This window comes from Paracoccus aestuarii (genome assembly GCF_028553885.1).
Classification (GTDB): Bacteria; Pseudomonadota; Alphaproteobacteria; order Rhodobacterales; family Rhodobacteraceae; genus Paracoccus; species Paracoccus aestuarii.
The window spans coordinates 507,245-526,774 of sequence record NZ_CP067169.1 but is presented as its reverse complement, the minus strand read 5'-3'; the positions used below and the strand labels follow the sequence as shown (position 1 = coordinate 526,774).

16 protein-coding genes are annotated in these 19,530 nt (G+C 69.5%); 7 read left to right on the top strand and 9 right to left on the bottom strand.

Translation table 11 applies throughout. From position 1 onward, the window contains the following. The first annotated feature begins 11 nt into the window (after positions 1–11). From recJ to JHW48_RS02630, 3 genes are all read left to right on the top strand, one after another. On the top strand, positions 12–1,763 hold the full coding sequence (gene recJ, locus JHW48_RS02640) for a single-stranded-DNA-specific exonuclease RecJ (RefSeq protein WP_119887303.1): 1,752 nt from the start codon (positions 12–14) through the stop codon (positions 1,761–1,763). Between the two features lie 86 nt (positions 1,764–1,849). Further along, positions 1,850–2,542, top strand: a complete 693-nt coding sequence (locus JHW48_RS02635; RefSeq protein WP_119887302.1) for a metal-dependent hydrolase — start codon at positions 1,850–1,852, stop codon at positions 2,540–2,542. After that, positions 2,539–4,344: an aminopeptidase P family protein gene (locus JHW48_RS02630; protein WP_272835729.1), complete on the top strand. Its 1,806-nt coding sequence runs from the start codon at positions 2,539–2,541 to the stop codon at positions 4,342–4,344. Before JHW48_RS02635 ends, JHW48_RS02630 begins: the two co-directional genes overlap by 4 nt. Positions 4,345–4,408: 64 nt before the next feature. Here JHW48_RS02630 and JHW48_RS02625 read toward each other — a convergent pair whose 3' ends face one another. The 3 genes from JHW48_RS02625 to gltX form a co-directional block, all read right to left on the bottom strand. Next, on the bottom strand, positions 4,409–5,071 hold the full coding sequence (locus JHW48_RS02625) for an SDR family NAD(P)-dependent oxidoreductase (RefSeq protein ID WP_119887884.1): 663 nt from the start codon (positions 5,069–5,071) through the stop codon (positions 4,409–4,411). Between the two features lie 87 nt (positions 5,072–5,158). After that, the gene (locus JHW48_RS02620; RefSeq protein WP_119887883.1) at positions 5,159–6,448 is read right to left on the bottom strand and encodes a citrate synthase; all 1,290 of its coding nucleotides are present in this window, start codon (positions 6,446–6,448) and stop codon (positions 5,159–5,161) included. A 78-nt stretch (positions 6,449–6,526) separates the two neighbouring features. After that, complete coding sequence (gene gltX / locus JHW48_RS02615) at positions 6,527–7,921, bottom strand: glutamate--tRNA ligase (RefSeq protein WP_119887885.1); 1,395 nt, start codon at positions 7,919–7,921, stop codon at positions 6,527–6,529. Between the two features lie 140 nt (positions 7,922–8,061). Between gltX and JHW48_RS02610 the strand changes: the two genes are divergently transcribed. After that, positions 8,062–10,209, top strand: a complete 2,148-nt coding sequence (locus JHW48_RS02610; RefSeq protein WP_119887634.1) for a ComEC/Rec2 family competence protein — start codon at positions 8,062–8,064, stop codon at positions 10,207–10,209. Here JHW48_RS02610 and JHW48_RS02605 read toward each other — a convergent pair. Next, a complete protein-coding gene (locus tag JHW48_RS02605; protein ID WP_119887635.1) occupies positions 10,206–10,430 on the bottom strand; it encodes a DUF2798 domain-containing protein in 225 nt (74 codons plus the stop codon). The genes JHW48_RS02610 and JHW48_RS02605 overlap by 4 nt on opposite strands. 13 nt (positions 10,431–10,443) lie before the next feature. Further along, positions 10,444–11,805 (bottom strand): aminotransferase, encoded by a 1,362-nt coding sequence (locus JHW48_RS02600; RefSeq protein WP_119887636.1) that lies wholly within the window; start codon positions 11,803–11,805, stop codon positions 10,444–10,446. Between the two features lie 152 nt (positions 11,806–11,957). On the opposite strand from JHW48_RS02600, the gene JHW48_RS02595 reads away from it, so the two are divergent. Both JHW48_RS02595 and miaB read left to right on the top strand, forming a co-directional pair. Next, positions 11,958–13,250, top strand: coding sequence for an alpha/beta hydrolase family protein (locus tag JHW48_RS02595; protein ID WP_240637966.1), 1,293 nt, complete (start codon positions 11,958–11,960; stop codon positions 13,248–13,250). 74 nt (positions 13,251–13,324) lie between these two features. After that, positions 13,325–14,650, top strand: coding sequence for a tRNA (N6-isopentenyl adenosine(37)-C2)-methylthiotransferase MiaB (gene miaB, locus JHW48_RS02590; protein WP_119887638.1), 1,326 nt, complete (start codon positions 13,325–13,327; stop codon positions 14,648–14,650). A 223-nt stretch (positions 14,651–14,873) separates the two neighbouring features. Here the strand turns inward: miaB and ccoP are convergent, their stop codons facing one another. The 4 genes from ccoP to ccoN all read right to left on the bottom strand — a co-directional run bounded on the left by ccoP (position 14,874) and on the right by ccoN (position 18,419). Then, entirely contained in the window at positions 14,874–15,758 is an 885-nt protein-coding gene (ccoP, locus tag JHW48_RS02585) for a cytochrome-c oxidase, cbb3-type subunit III (RefSeq protein ID WP_272835843.1), read from the bottom strand. Positions 15,759–15,880: 122 nt separating this feature from the next. After that, the gene (locus JHW48_RS02580; protein WP_119887860.1) at positions 15,881–16,069 is read right to left on the bottom strand and encodes a cbb3-type cytochrome c oxidase subunit 3; all 189 of its coding nucleotides are present in this window, start codon (positions 16,067–16,069) and stop codon (positions 15,881–15,883) included. 7 nt (positions 16,070–16,076) lie between these two features. Continuing rightward, positions 16,077–16,802 carry a cytochrome-c oxidase, cbb3-type subunit II gene (ccoO, locus tag JHW48_RS02575; protein WP_119887861.1) on the bottom strand — a complete coding sequence of 242 codons (726 nt, stop codon included), beginning with the start codon at positions 16,800–16,802 and terminating at the stop codon, positions 16,077–16,079. A gap of 12 nt (positions 16,803–16,814) precedes the next feature. Beyond that, the gene (gene ccoN / locus JHW48_RS02570; RefSeq protein WP_119887862.1) at positions 16,815–18,419 is read right to left on the bottom strand and encodes a cytochrome-c oxidase, cbb3-type subunit I; all 1,605 of its coding nucleotides are present in this window, start codon (positions 18,417–18,419) and stop codon (positions 16,815–16,817) included. 219 nt (positions 18,420–18,638) lie between these two features. Here ccoN and JHW48_RS02565 point away from each other — a divergent pair, with 219 nt between their 5' ends. Next, positions 18,639–19,478 (top strand): universal stress protein, encoded by an 840-nt coding sequence (locus JHW48_RS02565; protein WP_119887863.1) that lies wholly within the window; start codon positions 18,639–18,641, stop codon positions 19,476–19,478. Positions 19,479–19,530: the final 52 nt, after the last annotated feature.

The following is a 19,530-nucleotide window of genomic DNA, read 5'->3' as shown; positions in this document are numbered from 1 at the left end:
CAGGGACGAAAATGACGGCGTTTCTGGGCATCGACAGCTCGTTGACCGGGCGGCGTTGGGTCGGCCCGCCCGCCGATCTGGAACGCCGCGCCGAAGGCCTGGCCCAGCAGGCGGGCCTGCCCCTGCCCGTGGCCCGGGTCCTGGCCGAACGGGCCGTAGCCCCGGAGGAGGCGCCGGGTTTCCTGACGCCCCGCCTGCGCGACCTGCTGCCCGACCCCTTGGAGCTGCGCGACATGGAGATCGCCGCCGAGCGCCTGGTCGATGCGGCGCTGAGCGGGCGGCGCATCGCGATCTTTGCCGATTACGACGTGGATGGCGGGTCATCCGCCGCCCTGCTGATCGACTGGCTGGGCCAGCATGGGCGGCACGCCACGCTCTATATCCCCGACCGCATCGACGAGGGCTATGGCCCCAACGTCCCCGCCATGACCGCGCTGGCCGAAGGCCATGACCTGATCATCTGCGTCGATTGCGGCACCCTGTCGCACGAGGCTTTGGCCGCGGCGCGGGGCTGCGACGTGATCGTGCTGGACCACCATCTGGGCGGCGAGACGCTGCCCCCCGCCCTGGCCGTGGTGAACCCCAACCGCATGGACGAGGCATCCGGGCTGGGGCATCTCTGCGCGGCGGGGGTGGTGTTTCTGACGCTGGTGCAGGCGGGGCGCGTGCTGCGCGCCCGGGGCCTGCCGCAGCCGGACCTGATGGCGATGCTGGACCTGGTGGCGCTGGCCACGGTGGCCGATGTCGCGCCCCTGGTCGGCGTGAACCGGGCCTTCGTGCGCCAGGGGCTGGCGGTCATGGCGCGGCGCCAGCGGGCCGGGCTGGTCGCGCTGTCGGATGTCGCACGGCTGGACGGGGCGCCCAGTGCGTTCCATCTGGGATTTCTGCTGGGGCCGCGGATCAATGCCGGGGGTCGCGTGGGCCGCGCCGATCTGGGCGCGCGGCTGCTGGCCTGCCGCGACCCGCGCGAGGCCGAGGCCATGGCCCGCCAGCTGGACGACCTGAACCGCGACCGCCGCGCCATCGAGGCCGCCGTGCGCGAGGAGGCCCTGGCCCAGGTCGAGGCCCGGGCCGATGCGCGCCTGTCCTGGGCCGCGGGCGATGGCTGGCATCCGGGCGTCGTGGGTATCGTCGCGGCCCGCGTGAAGGAGGCCACCGACCTGCCCTCGGTCGTGATCGGGGTCGAGGGCGGCATCGGCAAGGGCAGCGCCCGGTCGGTCCCCGGCGTCGATCTGGGCCGCGCGATCCAGCGCCTGGCCCATGAGGGCCTGCTGCTGAAGGGCGGCGGGCACGAGATGGCCGCCGGCCTGACCGTCGAGGCCGCCCGCATCCCCGAGGCCATGACCCGCCTGGCCGACCTGATCGCGCGCGATCTGGCGGGGCGGACCGGATCGGGCGACCTGCGCCTGTCGGGCCTTCTGGAACCGTCGGGGGCGACCGCGCAGATGTATCGCCTGCTGGAGGATGCCGGCCCCTTCGGCCAGGCCGCCCCGGCGCCGCGTTTCGCCTTTGCCGATCAGCTGATCGACAGCGCCTCGACCATGGGCGACCGGCATCTGCGCCTGTCCTTCCGCAGCCCCGGCAGCCCCGCGATGGAGGCCGTGGCCTGGGGCGCGATGGACGGGCCGCTCGGGCCCGGGCTGATCGGCGCGCGCGGCCGCCGCTTTCACCTGGCCGGCAAGCTGGAGCTGTCGACCTGGGGCGGGCGCGAACGGCTGCGCCTGCGCCTGGACGACGCCGCGGCCGCGACTGGCGGCGCCTGATCGGGCAACCTTCCGGGGGTCCGGGGGGTTCTGGTCAGTCACCGGGGCGGGCGCTACCCTGCCGCGACAACGCTGAGGAGAATCCCATGAAACTGACCTGGCTTGGCCATTCGGGCTTCCGGCTGGAGATCGAGCAGGCCGTGATCCTGATCGACCCCTGGCTGACCGGCAACCCCGCCTTTCCCGACGACCGCCGCGATGAGGCGATCGCGGGCGCGACCCATATCCTGATCACCCACGGCCATGGCGACCATACCGGCGACGCCCTGACGCTGGCGCGCGAGCTGGACGTGCCGCTGGTCGGCATTTTCGACCTGATCAGCCATTGGGAAAAGACCGAAGGCATCACCGGCACCGGCTTCAACAAGGGCGGCACGGTCGATCTGGGCGGCGCCAAGGTGACCATGGTGAATGCCAGCCATTCCAGCTCGATCCAGGGTCCCGACGGGCCGGTCTATGCCGGGCGCGAATCGGGCTACATGATCGCGGGGGATGGGCATGTGATCTATGTGTCCGGCGACACGGACATCATGGCCGACATGGAATGGATGGGCGATCTGCACAAGCCCGATATCGGCATCCTCTGCGCGGGCGGGCATTTCACCATGGACATGGCGCGGGCGGCCTATGCGGCCAAGCGCTATTTCGACTTCAAGACGGTGATCCCCTGCCATTACAGGACCTTCGACGCGCTGGAGCAATCCGCGCAGGTGCTGATCGACGCCCTGCCCGGCACGCGCGTCATCGAACCCGTGGTGATGGAGGCGATCCGGCCGTGAGCTTTCAATCCTTCGACGATCCGGCGGGCGGCGGCGATCACGCCGCCCGCCTGGCCGCCCTGCGCGCCCATATGGCGGCCGAGGACCTGGCCGCCGTCATCGTGCCCCGCGCCGATGCCCATCAGGGCGAATACGTGGCCGATGCCGATGCGCGGCTGGCCTGGCTGACCGGCTTCACCGGCAGCGCGGGCTTTGCGATCATCACCATGGACCGGGCCGGGGTCTTCATCGACGGCCGCTACCGGGTGCAGGTGCGCGACCAGATCGACCTGCGCCACATGCAGCCCGTGCCATGGCCCGAAACCCGCCCCTCGGCCTGGCTGCGCGAGGTCCTGCCCCAAGGCGGCCGCGTGGGCTTCGACCCCTGGCTGCACACCCGGCGCGAGATCGAGGGCATGGAGGAGGCCTTGGCCGACAGCGCCATCGCCCTGCATGGCTTGGACCGCAACCCGGTCGACGCGGTCTGGCCTGACCGCCCCGCCCTGCCCGCGGGCGCCGCGCGTATCCATCCCGACGACCTGGCGGGCGAGACCGCGGCCCAGAAGCGCGCCCGCCTGGCGGCCGAGCTGAAGGCCGCGGGCCAGGCCGCGGCACTGCTGTCGCTGCCCGATTCGATCTCGTGGCTTCTGAACATTCGGGGCAGCGACCTGCCCAAGAACCCGGTGGTGCAATCCTTCGCGGTGCTGTCGGACCGGGGCACGCTGTCGCTTTTCGCGGATGCCTCCAAGTTCGACGCGGATCTGCGCGCGCATCTGGGTGACGATGTCACCATCCTGCCCGCCGACGCGCTTGCTGCCGCGCTGACCGATCTGGAGGGGCCGGTCCGCCTGGACCCCGCCACCGCCCCCGAGGCCGCCTTCCGCATCCTGGAGGCCGCCGGCACCGCCGTGGCCCGCGGGCCCGACCCCGCCATCCTGCCCAAGGCCCGCAAGAACGCGGCCGAGATGGCGGGGATGCGCGCGGCCCATCTGCGCGACGGCGTGGCGATGGTGCGGATGCTGTCCTGGCTGTCGCGCCAGACCCCGGAGGATCTGACCGAGATCGACCTGGTGCGCCGGCTGGAGGATTTCCGCCGCGAGGCCGGGGTCATCGACATCAGCTTCGACACGATCATGGGGGCGGGGCCGAACGGCGCCATCGTCCATTACCGCGTCTCGGAACTGACGAACCGCCGCCTGGCCGCCGGCGACGTGCTGCTGATCGATTCGGGTGGCCAGTATCCCGACGGGACGACCGACATCACCCGCACCCTGGCCATGGGCGATCCGCGCCCCGAGGCCGTCGCCCCCTATACCGCAGTGCTGCGCGGGATGATCGCGCTCAGCCAGGCGCTCTTTCCCCAAGGCGTGACGGGGGCCCATCTGGATGCCTTGGCCCGCCAGTTCCTGTGGCAGCAGGGCTGGGATTACGACCACGGCACCGGCCATGGCGTGGGCGCGGCCCTCTGCGTGCATGAAGGCCCCGCCCGGATCAGCCGCGCCAGCGACGTCGTGCTGGAGGCGGGGATGATCCTGTCGAACGAACCCGGCTATTACCGCGAGGGCAGCTTCGGCATCCGCATCGAGAATCTGGTCGCCGTGACCGAGGTCGATGCCGAACCCGGCCGCCGGATGCTGGGGTTCGAGACGCTGACCCTCTGCCCGATCGACCGGGCCCTCCTGAATGCCGATGCGCTGTCGGCGACCGAAACGGCCTGGCTCGACGCCTATCACCGCCGGGTCGAGGACGCCTTGGCGCCCCATCTGTCGGGCGACGACCGCGACTGGCTGGCCCGGGCCTGCCGTCCCCTGCGCCAAGGCTGACAGGGGCGCGGCGCCCGGGGGGTGCGGGGGGCGGGCAGCCCCCCGCCGTCGCGGGACGCAATCCCTACAGCATCGCCAGGATGCGCTGCGCCTCGTCCTTGCAGGGCGTCAGGGCCGCCCGGTCCTCGCCGGGAAAGAACCGCGCGCGGGTCGCGGTCGGCATGGGCGCGGGGCTGTCGATGACCACGCGCGGGCCGGTGCGCTCGGTCTCGGCCTGCCAGCTGCGGGCCAGGGCGATCTGCGCCGCCTTGGTCGCGCCATAGGCGCCAAAGAACTTCTGCCCCGCCCGCGCGTCGTCCAGAAACAGCGCCGTGCCCCCCGCCTGCCGCAGCAGCGGCTCCAGCAGGGCGATCAGCCCGCGCGTCACCTCGATGTTCAGCAGGACCGATTTGGACCAGTCCCGGCTCTCGATATGGGGGGCGGGTGCCATGGGCGCCGCATGGACGGCGCAATGCGCCCAGAGGTCGATCCCCCCCCACCGGCCCGACACCGCTTGGACCAGCTGCTTCATCGCCTCGGGCTCGGTCACGTCCATCGGCGCCAGCGTCGCCTGCCCGCCCGCCGCGCGGATGCGGTCGTCCAGCTCCTCCAGCGCGCCCACGGTCCGGGCCACTGCCAGCACGTGATATCCCCGCGCCGCCAGCCCCTCGGCCAGCGCCGCACCCAGGCCCCGCGAGGCCCCCGTCACAAGCGCCAGCCTGGGCGCATTCGCATCATGTCCGTTCATGGCCGTCCCCTTGCCACCGCCGCGCGCGGCGCGCAAGCCGCGCATGCAAAAGGGGCCCCGAAGGGCCCCCGACGCCGGGCCGCGCGATCAGCGCGCCCCGATATCCTCATAGTCGCGCTTGTCCGACCCGACATAGAGCTGTCGCGGACGCCCGATCTTGTTCTGCGGATCGCCGATCATCTCTTTCCACTGCGCGATCCAGCCCACCGTGCGCGACAGCGCGAAGATCGGCGTGAACATCGAGGTGGGGAAGCCCATCGCCTCCAGGATGATGCCCGAATAGAAGTCGACATTGGGATAGAGCTTCTTCTCGATGAAGTACTCGTCCTCCAGCGCGATGCGCTCCAATTCCTTGGCGACCTGCAGGACCGGGTTGTCCTTGACGCCCAGCAGATCCAGAACCTCGTCCGCCGATTCCTTCATGACCTTCGCCCGCGGGTCGAAGTTCTTGTAGACCCGGTGGCCGAAGCCCATCAGCTTGAAGGGATCGGACTTGTCCTTGGCCTTGGCGATGTATTCGGGGATCCGGTCCACGGTCCCGATCTCGCGCAGCATCTCCAGGCAGGCCTGGTTGGCGCCGCCATGGGCGGGCCCCCACAGGCAGGCGATGCCCGCCGCGATGCAGGCGAAGGGGTTCGCCCCCGACGACCCCGCCAGACGCACGGTCGAGGTGGATGCGTTCTGTTCGTGATCGGCATGCAGGGTGAAGATGCGGTCCATGGCGCGGGCCAGGGCCGGATCGACATTGTATTTCTCGGCCGGGACCGAGAAGCACATGTTCAGGAAGTTCGACGCGTAATCCAGGTCGTTCTGCGGATAGACGAAGGGCTGGCCGATCGAATACTTGTAGGCCATGGCCGCGATCGTGGGCAGCTTGGCGATCAGGCGGATCGCCGCGACCTCGCGCTGCCATTCGTCGTTCACATCGGTCGAATCGTGATAGAAGGCCGACATGGCCCCCACGACGCCGACCATCGTGGCCATCGGATGCGCATCCCGGCGGAAGCCGCGGAAGAAGTTGTGCATCTGCTCATGCACCATCGTATGGCGCGTGACGCGGTTGCGGAAATCCTCCATCTGGGTCGCGGTCGGCAGCTCACCGTAGAGCAGCAGATAGCAGACCTCCAGATAGCAGGATTTCGAGGCCAGCTGTTCGATCGGATAGCCGCGATACCACAGCTCGCCCTTGTCGCCATCGATGAAGGTGATGGTCGAATCGCAGCTGGCCGTCGAGGTGAAGCCCGGGTCATAGGTGAAGACATCCGCCTGGCCGTAAAGCTTGCGGATGTCCAGCACGTCCGGCCCCTTGGTGGGCGACAGGATCGGCAGGTCGTAATCCTGTCCGTTCAGATGCAGTCTGGCGGTCTTGTCAGCCATAAAAGGCGTCCTTTCCGGCTTGAGGCCGGGCGGTCCGCCGATCAGACGTCAGACAGCCCCGGCAAGTGAGGGCAGGGCTCAGCCTGCCAAATCGGTCTGGTCCTGAAGCCGGGCCAGAGTTTCCTCGCGGCCAAGCGCAGTCATCATGTCGAACACACTGGGGGTCGCACTGGTCCCGGCCAGCGCGGCGCGCAAGGGCCCCGCGATCTTGCCAAGTCCGACGCCGTTTTCCTCGGCGACCGCCTTGGCCGCCGCCTCCAGATCGTCTCGGCTCCAGCTAGCATTCTGCACTGCGGCAGTCAATGATTTCAGCATACCACGGGATACCGTATCCAGCGATTTGGAAGCTTTTTCCTCGACCGCGACCGGGCGTTCGATCAGGGCGAACCGCGCCTGGTCCAGCAATCCCGGCAGGGTGCGGGCCTTTTCCTTCAGCGCGGGCATGGCGGCGGCGATGCGCTGACGATGCGTCGCGGTCAGGGGGTCCGCGCCGGTCTCGGCCAGAAACCCGTCCAGTTCGTCCAGCACGGCCGCATCGGACATGGCGCCCAGGTGATGGCCGCTGACATGTTCCAGCTTCTTGAAATCCAGCCGCGCCGGCGCGCGCCCGATGCCCTCCAGCCCGAACCAGTCGCGGGCCTGGGCGTCGTCGAACAGCTCGTCATCGCCATGGCTCCAGCCGAGCCGCGCCAGATAGTTGCGCATCGCCGCAGCCGGATAGCCGAGCGCCGCGAATTCATGCAGGCCGACCGCGCCATGGCGCTTGGACAGCTTCTTGCCATCCTCGCCATGGATCAGCGGGATATGGGCATAGGTCGGGCGGTCCCAGCCCATCGCGTCATAGATCTGGATCTGGCGGGCGGTGTTGGTCAGGTGGTCGTCGCCGCGGATGACATGGGTCACGCCCATGTCGTGATCGTCCACCACCACGGCCAGCATATAGGTGGGCGTGCCGTCGCTGCGCAGCAGCACCATGTCGTCCAGCTGGTCATTGGCCACGCGCACCTGGCCCTGGACCTGGTCGTCGATCACCGTCTCGCCGTCGCGCGGGGCCTTCAGGCGGATCGCATGGGGCGCGTCGGGCAGGTCGGTCGCGTCGCGCCAAGGGCTGAGGAAGGGCTGGCGCGGGTTCGCCTCGCGCCAGGCGGCGATCTCGTCGGTGGTCGAGAAACACCGATAGGCCGTCCCGTTCTCCAGCATCTGGCGGGCGACCTCGGCATGGCGGTCCCTGCGTTCGAACTGGCTGACGGGTTCGCCATCCCAGTCCAGCCCCAGCCAGCGCAGGCCCTTGAGGATCGCCTCGGTCGCCTCGGGGGTGGACCGGGCGCGGTCGGTATCCTCGATCCGCAGCAGGAACTTGCCGCCCCTGCCCCGCGCGAACAGCCAGTTGAACAGCGCCGTCCGGGCGCCGCCGACATGCAGATAGCCGGTGGGGGACGGGGCAAAGCGGGTAACGGGGGCGGTCGGGGTCATGGGGGCCTGCTTGCGGTTATGCCCCGGGGCGCGGATCGGGCGGGGCCTGTGGTTGCCGGGCGGGCGTTAACGCTTTGGTAAGCAACGCCGTGCCATTCTTGCGCCAAGTGATAGTCAACGCCCCCGGAAAGGACAAGGCGATGGACCAGACGGGCGCGGCCACCGCTCCCCTGCAGGACCGCGCCCGGCCCGCCCTGCGGCCGCGCCCGCCCGCCGCCCTGCGCGCGGGGCTGTTTCCATGGGTGCCGGTCTGCCTGGCGGCGGGGATCGGGCTGTGGCTGGCCGACCCCTTCCTGCCGCGCGCGGCGCATTGGGCGGTGATCGCGACGCTGGCGGCGGCCTGCCTGGCCTTGGCCCGCGCCGCGCCGCGATGGGGGGAACGCGGCGCGATCGGCTGGCCCCTGGCCGACGGGCTGCATCTGGCGGCGCTGGCGGGATGCGTGCTGGTGACGGGCTTCGGGCTGGCGGCCGCGCGGGGCGCGATCACGGCCGCGCCGGTGATGGAATGGCGCTATTACGGCCCGGTCGAGGGGCGGGTCGTCCAGATCGACCGGTCCGGGCGCGACCGGCTGCGGCTGACGCTGGACCGAGTGGTGCTGCGCGACACGGGGCCGGAGCGGACCCCGCGCCGCGTCCGCCTGTCCCTGATGGCCGAGGATGACCTGCCCCCCTTGGGCCAGCGGGTGATGCTGACCGGGCATCTGGGCCCGCCGCCCCCGCCCGCATCGCCGGGCAGCTTCGATTTCCGCCTGCATGCCTGGTTCGACGGGCTGGGGGCGGTGGGCTATACCCGCACGCCGATCATGGCCGTCGCCGCACCCGAGGGCGGGCTGTGGTGGATGCACCGCGCCCGCATGTCGATCAGCGCCGCGATCCGCGACCGCATCGGCGGCCAGGCGGGCGCGGTCGCGGCGGCGCTGATGACCGGCGACCGGTCGGGCATCGCGGAATCCACGAATGAGGCGATGCGGGCCTCGAACCTCTACCACATCATCTCGATCTCGGGGCTGCATATGGGGATGCTGGCGGGCTTCGTCTATGCGGGGGCGCGGCTGGTCCTGGTGGGCGTGCAGGGCAGCGGGCGGGGGCTGGGCCGGCCCATGCACAAATGGGCTGCGGGGATCGCGCTGGCGGCGGCGGCGGCCTATCTGTGGCTGTCGGGCGGCGGGGTCGCGACCGAACGCGCCTTCATCATGGTCGCGGTGATGCTGGGCGCGATCATGGCCGACCGGCGGGCCATATCGCTGCGCACCGTGGCGCTGGCCGCGACGGTGATCCTGATCTACAGCCCCGAGGCCGTGGCCAGCGCCGGCTTCCAGATGAGCTTCGGCGCCACGATCGCGCTGATCCTGGTCTTCGGGCCATGGTCGCGCATGGCGCCGCATCTGCCGTGGTGGGTGCGGCCGGTGGCGATGCTGGTCGTGTCGTCGCTAGTGGCGGCGGCGGCGACCTCGCCCATCGCGGCGGCGCATTTCAACCGCATGGCGCAATACGGGCTGCTGGCCAACCTGCTGGCCGTGCCGGTCATGGGCACGCTGGTCATGCCCGCGGGCGTGATCGGCGCGATCCTGTCGCTGGTCGGGCTGGAGGGTCCGGCCCTCTGGGTCATGGGGATGGGCACGACCTGGATGCTGATGGTGGCCGATTTCGTGGCGGGCCTGGGCGGCGCGGTGATGGCCGTCCCCAAGCCCCCCGGCGCGGTGGTGCCGCTGATGGGGTTCGGCGCGGTCCTGGCGATCCTGTGCTGGCGGGGGCCGGGGCGCGGCGGCAGGCTGACCGGGGCGGGGTTGATGGCGGGCCTGGCGATGCTGGCCGCATCGGGCGCGATCTGGGCGATGACGCCGCGCCCGCTGCTGCTGATCGCGCCCGAGGGCGAGGCGGTGGGCCTGATGACGCCTGCGGGGCGGGCGATCTCCAAGCCCTCGGGCGGGGCATTCATCGTCTCGACCTGGCTGCAGGAGGATGGGGACATGGCCGACCAGGCCCAGGCCGCCGAACGCCCGGCCTTCAGCGGCGACCGGCGCGACCGGGTGGCCGATCTGCCGCAGGGCTGGCAGCTGTGGCACCTGACCGGCAAGGGCGCGGCGGACCGGGCCCTGCCCGCCTGCCGGGCGCGCCGCATCGTCGTCTCGACCGAGACGGTGACGACGGACGGCCCCCCCGCCTGCCTGCTGCTGGATCCGCGCCGGATGCGCGACACGGGCGCGCTGGCGATCGGTTTCGGCGCGGACGGGCCGCGGCTGCGCGCGACGGCGCCGCTGCGCCTCGGGGGGCGGGCGCCGCGCTAGGGGCGGGTCAGCCGCGCCACCAGCCGCCGCGCCAAGGGCGCCACGACCAGCACCGCCGGAAAGGCCACCGCCCAGCTGGACAGCCACGTCCCTAGCCACAGCCCGGCCACCCCGTCGGCCAGCCCCACCGCCCGCAGCGTCGCGATCATCGAGACCAGCGCCGACATCAGCCCGGACAGAAAGAACCCGAACAGCACCGGCGCGAAGCGGGCGGGGATCATCGCGGGATCCCCGTCACGCCAGTTCCGCGAAGACCTTGCCCAAGGCCTTGTCCAGCTTCTCGAACATCTCGTCCATCTGGGCGGGCGTCAGGATGAAGGGCGGGCACAGCACGATGGACTGGCCCAGGGGCCGGCAGATCAGCCCCATGTCGGTGCAGGTATTGGCGATGCGTTCGCTGACCGACAGATGCCCCTCGAAGGGGGTCTTGCTGGCCTTGTCGCGCACGGCCTCCAAGGCCCACATGAAGCCCACGCCGCGATATTCGCCGATATTGGGGTTCTGCGCCAATTGCCGCAGCCCGTCCTCGAAACGGGGGGCCAGGTCGATGACGTTCTGGGCCAGCCCCTCGTTCATCACCACGTCGATGGCCTTCAGCGCCACAGCGCAGCCGACCGGATGGCCCGATGCGGTGAAGCCGTGGGGGAATTCCTCGATCCTGTCGATAGCGGCCTGCAGGCGGTCGGTCAGCTCCGGCCCCAGGATCACCGCGCCCATCGGGAACAGCCCCGCCGTCAGGTTCTTGGAGCTGATGATCGCGTCGGGGGTGAAATCATAGGTCTGGCTGCCCCAGGTATTGCCGGTGCGCCCGAAGCCGGTGATCACCTCATCCGCGATCATCGGGATGCCGTGCTTTTTCAGGACCGGCATGATCGCCTGGAAATAGCCCGCCGAGGGCGGGATCACGCCCCCCGCGCCCTGCACGGGTTCGGCGAAGAACCCCGCGATGGTGTCGGCGCCCTCGGCCTGGATGGTCTCGTCCAGCTCGCGCGCGAGGCGGGCCGTGAACTGCTCCTCGGTCTCGCCCTCGGCGCCATAGCGCCAGAAATGCGGGCAGGTCAGGTGGATGAAGCCCGGCAGCGGCAGGCCGAAGACCTCGTTATAGGGCTTGCCGGTCATGCTGGCCGAGACGGCCGTCACCCCGTGATAGGCGTTCCAGCGCGTCAGGATCTTGCGCTTTTGCGGATTGCCCTCACTGGCGTGCATGAACCACAGCATCTTGACCATGGTGTCGTTCGCCTCGGAGCCCGAGTTCGTATAGAACACCTTGCCGCGCGAAAAGGGCGACACCTCGACCAGCTTTTCCGACAGCATCACCGTCTGGTCCGACATCCGCCCGAAGAAGGCGTGATAGCCGGGGAATTTGTCGTATTGCGCCTTGGCGGCATCGGCCAGGCCCTTGTGGTCGAAGCCTGCGACCATGTTCCACAGGCCGGAATTGGCATCCAGATAGCGGTTGCCGTTCACGTCCACGACATAGGGCCCCTCGCCATGGGTCAGCACGACCGCGCCGCGTTTCTGGACGCTCGGCAGATCGGTGAAGCCATAGAGCGAATAGGCATCGGCGCGGGCTTCCCAGCTTTGCGGCTGTGTCATGGTCAGAACTCCTTGCGATCCGGACGGTCCGGGGACGTTTTGCCAGCAGGCTAGCGCCGCCCGCGGCGGCGTTCAATGCCCCCTGCCGCCGGACGCTTGTGCAGATGCTGCAACCGGGGCAATCTGCCGCCAGACCCGTCGGAGGAGACACCGTGAGACATCTGCTGATCGCCGCGACCCTGCTGGCGGCGACGCCCGCCCTGGCCCAGAACCGCATCGACCTGATCCGCCCGGACGCGCCCGAACTGGCCCGCCCCGGCCCCCATGCGGTGGGCGTGCGCGCCGCCCAGTTCACCGACCCGGACCGCATCGACGTGATCGCGGCGATGGGCGGGGCCGAGCCCAGCCCCGCCCTTCGCCGCATCACCGCCGAGATCTGGTATCCCGCGGCCGAGGGCACGGAGGCCGGCACCACCTATGACACGGTGCTGCGCGACGGCACCACCGCCGTGGCGCTGGAGGGGCGCGCCGCCCGCGACGCCGATCCCGCGGACGGCCGCTTTCCCTTGGTCATCCTGTCGCATGGCTATCCCGGCAACCGATACCTGATGAGCCACCTGGCCGAGAACCTGGCCTCCAAAGGCTATGTCGTGGTGGCCGGCGATCATCCCGAAAGCACCTATGACGACCAGCAGGCCTTCGCCTCGACCTTGGTGAACCGGGCCGTGGACCAGCGGCTGCTGCTGGACGGCATGGCCGATCTGAACGATGCGGTGGGCGCGATCACCGATGCCGACCGCGCGGCGGTGATCGGCTATTCCATGGGCGGCTATGGCGCGCTGATCTTCGGCGGCGCGGGGCTGTCGCGCACCGCGATCGACCGGACCGAGCCCGCGGGCTTCGTCCCGCCCGACGGGCTGCTGGACCGCCATGCCGCGGGCAGCGACACGCTGGCCCAGCTGGTCGATCCGCGCATCCGGGCGGTGGTGGCCATCGCCCCCTGGGGCCGCCAATACGAATTCTGGGACGCGGCGGGCCTGGGCGATCTGGAAAAGCCGCTGCTGCTGGTGGCGGGATCGGTGGATGACGTGTCGCCCTATGAGTCGATCCGCCAGATCTTCGACCAGGCGACGGGGACGCGGCGGCATCTGCTGACCTTCGACCATGCCAACCACAATGCCGCGGCCCCCATCCCCGCGCCCGCGGAATCCTGGCAGGTCTCGGACTCCCTGGGCCGGGCGACCTTCGACCATTACGCCGATCCGGTCTGGGACACGGTGCGGATGAACAACATCCTGCAGCATTTCAGCACCGCCTTTCTGGATCTGCACCTGAAGGACGATGCCGGGCGGGCCGATTACCTGGACCTGGTCGCGCAATCCGATGACGGGGTCTGGTCGATGGATGCCGATGGCCGCACGGACGAGACGCACAGCTACTGGACCGGCTTTGCCGATCGCAGCGCCAAGGGCCTGTCCTTCGAGACCCGTGAGGCGGGCGAGTAACCCTCGTTCAGCCGTGGCTTTCCAAGGGGCGGTCTTTCATGTATCGCTGCGCGACCCCATCAGGATCGCATGACATGACCGCCAGCACCCCGGCCGCGAAGAAACTGTTCATCAAGACCTATGGCTGCCAGATGAACGTCTATGACAGCCAGCGCATGGCCGAGGCCATGGGCGCGGAAGGCTATGTCCTGACCGAGGATCAGTCGGACGCCGACATGGTCCTGCTGAACACCTGCCATATCCGCGAGAAGGCGGCCGAGAAGCTCTATTCCGATCTGGGCCGGCTGAAGCCCCTGAAGGCCGCGCGCCCCGATCTGAAGATCGGGGTCGCAGGCTGCGTGGCCCAGGCCGAGGGCGAGGAGATCGTCCGCCGCATGCCGCTGGTCGATCTGGTCGTCGGGCCGCAGACCTATCACCGCCTGCCCGCCATGCTGCGCGGTGAGGCGCCCGCGATCCTGACCGAGTTCCCGCCCGAGGACAAGTTCGACCACCTGCCCGAACGCCGCGCCACCCGCCGCGCGCCCGCGGCCTTCCTGACCGTGCAGGAGGGCTGCGACAAGTTCTGCGCCTTCTGCGTCGTCCCCTATACCCGCGGGGCCGAGGTCAGCCGCCCCGTCGACCGCATCCTGACCGAGGCGCGCGATCTGGTCGCCCGCGGCGTGCGCGAGATCACGCTGCTGGGTCAGAACGTCAATGGCTGGCACGGCGCGGGCGCGGGCGGCGAATGGGGCTTTGGCCGCCTGATCCGCGCGCTGGCCGAAATCGACGGTCTGGACCGCATCCGCTACACCACCAGCCATCCCAACGACATGGCGGACGACCTGATCGAGGCGCATCGCGACATCCCCCAGCTGATGCCCTATCTGCATCTGCCGGTGCAATCGGGCAGCGACCGCATCCTGAAGGCGATGAACCGCAAGCATACGGCCGACCAGTATCTGCGCCTGATCGACCGCATCCGCGCGGCGCGGCCCGATATCCTGCTGACCAGCGACTTCATCGTGGGTTTCCCGGGCGAGACGGATCAGGACCATGCCGAGACACTGCGCCTGGTGGAACAGGTGGGCTTCGGCACAGCCTTCAGCTTCAAGTATTCGCCCCGCCCCGGCACCCCCGCCTATGACCGCCCCGAGGTGGACGGCGCCGTCGCCGATGCCCGGTTGCAGGAATTGCAGGCCCTGCTGACGCGCCAGCAGCGCGCCGTCCAGCAGGACATGGTGGGCCGCACCGTGGGCGTGCTGTTCGAAAAACCGGGCCGCGAGCCGGGCCAGATCATCGGCAAGTCCGATTACCTGCATTCGGTCTTTGTCGATGCGCCCGATGCGCAGGTGGGCGATCTGGTTCAGGTGCGCATCGTCGAAAGCGCGCCCAATTCCCTGCGCGGCGCGCTGGCGGCCTGACCCCCCGGAAAAGGACGCCGACCCCCGGCAGAACGCGCGACGATGGCCGGGGGTCGGCCTTCCACGCGGACTGGCCTGCGCGGAAGCGGTGTCGCAGGGGGCGTCGCGCGCCGCAGCCTGCGGATGGAATGCCGGTCCCCCGAGGAACGCGCGAACAGGACGGGGGACCGGATCTTTCCGCAGCCCCGTGGCAGGGCCTTGGAAACCGGATGGGTCGGGGGGCTTACTCGCCGCCCCCCAGCCCGTGGACATAGACGGTCAGGGCACGGATCTCGGCCTCGGTCAGACGGTCGGACCAGGCGGGCATGACGCCATAGGGGCCGTCATGGATGATCCGCGCGACGGTCTGGGGCTCGCTGCCATAGAGCCAGACCTGGTCGTTCAGCGCGGGTGCGCCCTGGCTGCGGTCGCCCTCGCCCGCGGGGCCGTGGCAGGCCACGCAGTTCTCGGCATAGACCTGCGCCCCCGGCGCGGCCAGGGCAGGGTCATGGGGGGCGCCCGACAGCGACAGGCTGAAATGCGCGACCTCCTCGATCCGGTCGGCATCCAGCAGCCCGTCCACCCCGAAGCGCGGCATCTGGGAATAGCGGGTATCGGGATCGGCCGGGTCGCGGATGCCGTGCAGCAGGGTCAGGTGGATGTCCTCCATCGTGCCGCCCCACAGCCAGACATCGTCCAGCAGGTTGGGATAGCCCCGCGCCCCCGCAGCCCCTGCCCCGTGGCATTGCGCGCACCACGTCCGATAAAGCGCCGCCCCCGCATTGGTGGCATAGCCCATCAGGTCGGGATCGGCCGGGATGCGGTCCAGCGGGGTCCGGACCAGCGCCTCGCGCACGGGGGCATTGGCGGCGGCGAAGCTGTCGATTTGGGCCGCGACCTGGGACCGGGCATTGCCGCCGATCACCCCTTGGGTCGCCTGCGTCACCAGCGGGATCGCCGGATAGGCGATCATGTAGCCCACCGCCCAGACAATCGTCGCATAGAAGGTCCACAGCCACCAGCGCGGCATCGGGTTGTCATATTCGGTGATCCCGTCCCATTCATGCCCGGTCGAGGGCACCGGTGCCTTGGGCTGGGCCCGGCCGCGGCGCTTGGGGGTCACGGGCATGTCGGGCGCGGGGCGGGGGGGCAGGTCGCCCGCGATCTTGGCCGCATGATCGGGATCGGCCGCTTGGCGGCGCAGGTCGATGCGGTCGTCCGGGTCGGCCGGCTTGCTGGGATCGTCGGACATCACAGGTCATCCTTTCTGTCGTCGCGGGCGGGCCGGGTCTCGTTGCGGAAGATGCTGTCGGCGGCATCCTTCTGGGCGCGCCGCCCGCCGGGGCGGAACACGAAGACGATCACGCCCACAAAGATCAGCACCAGGATCAGAAGCGCCCAGCTGTCGGCCATGGCGCGCAGGAAGCTGTAGGTTTCCATGGCGGCCTCAGCGGTTCGGATCGGGCTGGAAGGTCGAGAAATCGACCATCGTGCCCAGGACCTGCAGATAGGCGACCAGGGCGTCCATCTCGGTCAGTTGCGGCTGGCGGTCGAAATTGCGGACCTGCGCGCCGGGATAGCGCGACTGCAGCGCGGCCGCGTCCCCCCATTCATCCGCCTGCAGCCGGAAATCGGCGGCGGCGTTGCGGATCATCTCGTCGTCATAGGGCACGCCCACGCGACGGTCGGCGATCAGCCGGGCGCGGATGTCGTCGGGGCGGATCACCCGGTCCAGCAGGAAGCCGTATTTCGGCATGATCGATTCCGGCACCACCGATTGCGGGTCGCGCAGGTGATCCACATGCCATTCGTCCGAATAGCGCCCCCCCACCCGGGCCAGGTCCGGCCCGGTGCGTTTCGACCCCCACTGGAACGGGTGGTCATACATGGATTCCGCCGCCAGGCTGTAATGGCCATAGCGTTCGACCTCGTCGCGCATCGGCCGGATCATCTGGCTGTGGCAGACATAGCAGCCCTCGCGGATGTAGATGTCGCGGCCGGTCAGCTCCAAGGGCGTGTAGGGGCGCACGCCCTCGACCGGCTCGATGGTGTTTTCCAGATAGAACAGCGGCGTGATCTGGACGATGCCGCCGATCGAGACGACCAGGAAGGACAGGACCAGCAGCAGCGTCGCGTTGCGTTCCAGGATCTTGTGTCTGTCGAGAATGCCCATGGTGATTGCCCCTTATTCTGCGGGAACCGCGGCGCCTGCGCCGATGCGGCGCGGCTGCCGGGCGACGGTCGCCCACAGGTTCCATGTCATGATGATCGCGCCCGCCAGGTACAGCACGCCGCCCAGGCCGCGCAGGACATACATCGGGAACTTGGCGCTGACCGTGTCGGCGAAGGCGTTGACCAGGTAGCCGTGCTGGTCGACCTCGCGCCACATCAGGCCCTCCATGATGCCGGTGACCCACATCGAGGCCGCGTAGAGGACGATCCCGATCGTCGCCAGCCAGAAGTGCCAGCTGACCAGCCGCAGGCTGTAGAGGCCCGGACGATCCCACAGCCGCGGCACCAGGAAATAGAGCGCGCCGAAGGTGATCATCCCGTTCCAGCCCAAGGCCCCGGAATGGACATGGCCGATGGTCCAGTCGGTGTAATGGCTCAGCGCGTTGACGGATTTGATCGACATCATCGGCCCCTCGAAGGTGGCCATGCCATAGAACCCCACCGCGACGACCATCATGCGGATGATCGGATCCGTGCGCAGCTTGTCCCAGGCCCCCGACAGGGTCATCAGCCCGTTGATCATGCCGCCCCAGCTGGGCATCCACAGCATGATCGAGAACACCATCCCCAAGGTCGCGGCCCATTCCGGCAGCGCCGTGTAATGCAGGTGATGCGGCCCCGCCCAGATGTACAGGAAGATGATCGCCCAGAAGTGGATGATCGACAGCCGATAGGAATAGACCGGCCGCTCGGCCTGCTTGGGGATGAAGTAGTACATCATCCCCAGGAACCCCGCCGTCAGGAAGAACCCGACCGCGTTATGGCCGTACCACCACTGCACCATCGCGTCCTGCACGCCGGAAAACAGCGGCACGGATTTCGACCCCCAGATGCTGACCGGCACCGACAGGTTGTTGACGATATGCAGCATCGCGATGGTCACGATGAAGGCCAGGTAGAACCAGTTGGCCACATAGATATGCGGCTCGCGGCGCTTGATGATCGTGCCGAGGAACACCGCCAGATAGACGACCCAGACCACCGTCAGCCACCAGTCGGCATACCATTCCGGTTCGGCATATTCCTTGGACTGGGTGGCGCCCAGAATGTATCCCGATGCCGCCAGCACGATGAAGAGGTTGTATCCCCAGAACACGAACCAGGCCGCGTTCCCGCCCCAGAGCCGCGCCGCCGAGGTGCGCTGGACCACATAGAAGGACGTGGCGATCAGCGCATTGCCCCCGAAGGCGAAGATGACCGCGCTGGTATGCAGCGGCCGCAGCTTGCCGAAGTTCAGGTATCCTTGGGTCGCGTCGCTGAAGTTCAGCGCCGGGAAGGCCAGCTGGAACGCGATGAAGGTCCCCGCCAGGAACCCCACCACCCCCCACAGGACCGTGGCGATCACGCCCGCGCGGATCACCCCGTCCTGATAGGCGCCGGGATCGACGGCGGGCACCGGCTCGTCGATGCGGCGCAGGGTCCACAGGAACAGCCCGCCCGCGACCAGCATGACGGTCAGCGCGTTGACCTGATAGGCCAGGTCCCGCGCCAGGTTGCTGCCGATGGCGGCGAACAGCGTGATCGCCCCCAGCAGGATCAGTTTCACGATGCCCGACATGCGCTCTCCGTGCCCATTGGCCTTGTCCCCTTCGTCCCTGCGGCCCCGGTCCTCCGGGCGAATCATGCGCCGGGCGGGGTCCTGTCGGGGACGGGAATAGGGCGCGGGCGGGCCCGCCGGCCTTGATCTGGGTCAAGTCGGGCGATTGATCGGGATCAAGGCCGGCCGCGCCGCCCTGCGTCATCCTGTCCCCTGCAACCGGAACGCAAAGGTGATCCCATGAGCTACAAGACGATCCTGACGGTTCTCTGCGATCCGTCGCAACTGCCCCAGCTGGACGGCGCCGCCGCCTTGGCCACCGCGCAGGACGCCCATCTGGAGGTGCTGTGCCTGGGCATCGATCACAGCCAGGCGGGCTATTTCTTTCCCGGCGGCACACCCTATGGCCTGCGCGAGGCGATCGACAACGCGCTGCAGGACGTCACCCGGCTGGAGACGATGGTCCGTGATCGCCTGGCCGCCGCGATCGACCTGCGCTGGTCCTGCGAATCGGCGGTGACGCAATCGGGGGGCATGGCCTCGCTGATCGGGATGCGGGCGCGCTTCGCCGATCTGGCGGTCCAGTCGGCCCCCTATGCGCAGGGCCAGCCCCAGGACGCCGTGACCGCGACCGAGGCCGCGCTCTTCGAGGGGGGCTGCCCGGTCCTGATCCTGCCGCGCGACGCGGCCCCCGTCATGCCGCCCCGCGGCGTGCTGGTGGCCTGGAACCAGTCGCCCGAAGCCTTGGCCGCGATCCGCCGCGCCCTGCCGCTGCTGCGCCAGGCGCGGATGGTCGAACTGACCTGCATCGATCCGGGCCGCAGCGGGCCGGAACGCTCGGATCCCGGCGGGGCCTTGGCGCAGATGCTGACGCGGCACGGGGTGCGGACCCAGGTCGCGGTGCTGGCCCGCAGCGGCCCGCGCATCAGCGACCAGCTGAACCGCCGCGCGACCGAGATCGGCGCCGATCTGGTGGTGATGGGCGCCTATGGCCATTCGCGGTTGCGCCAGGCGATCCTGGGGGGCGCCACGCGCAACATGCTGGAACAGGCGGCGCTGCCGGTCTTCCTGGCCCGCTGATCCAACCGGCGACACCGGGCGCGGCACAGGGGGGTCCGGGGGGACAGCGTCC

Excerpts from the sequence above, each read along its gene's own strand:
- recJ (WP_119887303.1), top strand. The coding sequence starts at position 12 with ATGACGGCGTTTCTGGGCATCGACAGCTCGTTGACCGGGCGGCGTTGG.
- JHW48_RS02635 (WP_119887302.1), top strand. The coding sequence starts at position 1,850 with ATGAAACTGACCTGGCTTGGCCATTCGGGCTTCCGGCTGGAGATCGAG.
- JHW48_RS02625 (WP_119887884.1), bottom strand. The coding sequence starts at position 5,071 with ATGAACGGACATGATGCGAATGCGCCCAGGCTGGCGCTTGTGACGGGG.
- JHW48_RS02620 (WP_119887883.1), bottom strand. The coding sequence starts at position 6,448 with ATGGCTGACAAGACCGCCAGACTGCATCTGAACGGACAGGATTACGAC.
- gltX (WP_119887885.1), bottom strand. The coding sequence starts at position 7,921 with ATGACCCCGACCGCCCCCGTTACCCGCTTTGCCCCGTCCCCCACCGGC.
- JHW48_RS02610 (WP_119887634.1), top strand. The coding sequence starts at position 8,062 with ATGGACCAGACGGGCGCGGCCACCGCTCCCCTGCAGGACCGCGCCCGG.
- JHW48_RS02605 (WP_119887635.1), bottom strand. The coding sequence starts at position 10,430 with ATGATCCCCGCCCGCTTCGCGCCGGTGCTGTTCGGGTTCTTTCTGTCC.
- JHW48_RS02600 (WP_119887636.1), bottom strand. The coding sequence starts at position 11,805 with ATGACACAGCCGCAAAGCTGGGAAGCCCGCGCCGATGCCTATTCGCTC.
- miaB (WP_119887638.1), top strand. The coding sequence starts at position 13,325 with ATGACCGCCAGCACCCCGGCCGCGAAGAAACTGTTCATCAAGACCTAT.
- ccoP (WP_272835843.1), bottom strand. The coding sequence starts at position 15,758 with ATGCCCGTGACCCCCAAGCGCCGCGGCCGGGCCCAGCCCAAGGCACCG.
- JHW48_RS02580 (WP_119887860.1), bottom strand. The coding sequence starts at position 16,069 with ATGGAAACCTACAGCTTCCTGCGCGCCATGGCCGACAGCTGGGCGCTT.
- ccoO (WP_119887861.1), bottom strand. The coding sequence starts at position 16,802 with ATGGGCATTCTCGACAGACACAAGATCCTGGAACGCAACGCGACGCTG.
- ccoN (WP_119887862.1), bottom strand. The coding sequence starts at position 18,419 with ATGTCGGGCATCGTGAAACTGATCCTGCTGGGGGCGATCACGCTGTTC.
- JHW48_RS02565 (WP_119887863.1), top strand. The coding sequence starts at position 18,639 with ATGAGCTACAAGACGATCCTGACGGTTCTCTGCGATCCGTCGCAACTG.